Raw genomic sequence first — 1401 nt, forward strand, 5'->3', positions numbered from 1 at the left:
ACGGCATTCATTTGCCACTCATTTACTCAACAATGGGGCGGATATAAGAACTGTTCAAGAACTACTAGGCCACGCTTCCTTATCCACTACACAAATTTACACCCATTTATCAAAAGAAAAATTACGGGATAACTACCTACAGTTTCATCCTCATGCCAAACAGAAAAAAGAGCGTCCCAAAGATTAGCTTGTTGAAGTGCTAATCTGGGATCGCTCTTTATTTTATTAATTTTGATTCATTTATTTTTTCTTGGCTTTGTTTAAACCAAAGGGCACTTTTGACTCTGTTCCTTGACGAATCCGTTTAATGTTATCTTTATGACGGACAACAACTAGGATTAAGACTAAAACAGTCGCAATTGTTAGGCCCAAGTCTTGGTAGAATAAGCTTAAAATCGTTGCAAAAATCACCGCAAAGATTGAAGAGAAGCTTACCATACTTGTGATGAATAAGGATATAAAGAATGATGCGATTGAAATCAAGGCAAATACCGGATGATAGGCTAGAACTACACCAAATGAGGTTGCCACTGCTTTACCACCATTAAATTTTAGGAATAGCGGGAATGAGTGACCAACGATGGCCATACCACCAAATAGTAAAGGGTGTAAGCCTGGGTTCAACCAGATGGCTAGTAAGACGGGGATTGCCCCTTTTATCATATCACAGATGAAAACAAGGACGCCTCCAGTGGTACCAAAAGCTCGGAAAGCATTTGTCGTACCGATATTTCCTGAGCCGAATTGGCGAATATCTTTTTTATAGATGAGTTTGCCGACAACTAAACCAAAGGGAATAGATCCCAATAGGTAAGCGACGACTAGTAATAGAATCGTTAACATGATTTAATTCCTTTCAATAAATCTATAGACTCTCTATATTATATCATTAATTCAAAGGAATACAGTTATATGAGACAAATTTAAATATTGCAAACTTAATTAGCTAGTTATGAAAATCAAAAATTTTCCCAAGAATATTTTCTTTCTTTCGAATATTTTTAGGCTATAATGTATGAGTTGCCCGCAAATAATTGGGGCTATTAATATTGATTCTATTTGGCAAATCAGCGGTTTTAATATATGATGAAAAAGATTGAAAGTGGGGTAAATGATTTGGCCAAACCAACAAACCAAAATAATAAATCAACTTATGATGAAAGTTCGATCCAGGTATTAGAAGGCCTGGAAGCAGTTAGAAAACGTCCTGGTATGTATATCGGGTCAACAGATGCGCGTGGTTTACACCATTTAGTGTATGAGATTGTCGATAACTCAATTGACGAGGCCTTGAGTGGGTATGCTGACCACATTACAGTAACCCTTGCTAAAGACGGTTCGGCAATTGTTGCCGATAATGGACGTGGGATGCCGATTGGTAAACATACTAGCGGTAAACCA

Annotated in this window: 3 protein-coding genes; 2 read left to right on the plus strand and 1 reads right to left on the minus strand. The window is 37.5% G+C overall.

Annotation, left to right across the window (positions count from 1 at the left end; all coding sequences use genetic code 11):
- Positions 1 to 187, plus strand: a 187-nt coding sequence (locus ACRCJ0_RS14115) for a tyrosine-type recombinase/integrase (RefSeq protein ID WP_431390863.1), incomplete at its 5' end; no start/stop codon positions are given.
- 53 nt (positions 188 to 240) lie between these two features.
- On the opposite strand, the gene plsY is transcribed toward ACRCJ0_RS14115, so the two are convergent.
- A complete protein-coding gene (plsY, locus tag ACRCJ0_RS14120; protein WP_419971264.1) occupies positions 241 to 843 on the minus strand; it encodes a glycerol-3-phosphate 1-O-acyltransferase PlsY in 603 nt (200 codons plus the stop codon).
- Positions 844 to 1083: 240 nt separating this feature from the next.
- On the opposite strand from plsY, the gene ACRCJ0_RS14125 reads away from it, so the two are divergent.
- A partial coding sequence (locus tag ACRCJ0_RS14125) for an ATP-binding protein (RefSeq protein WP_431390864.1) occupies positions 1084 to 1401 on the plus strand: 318 nt, incomplete at its 3' end.

The organism is Aerococcus sp. L_32 (genome assembly GCF_050689315.1).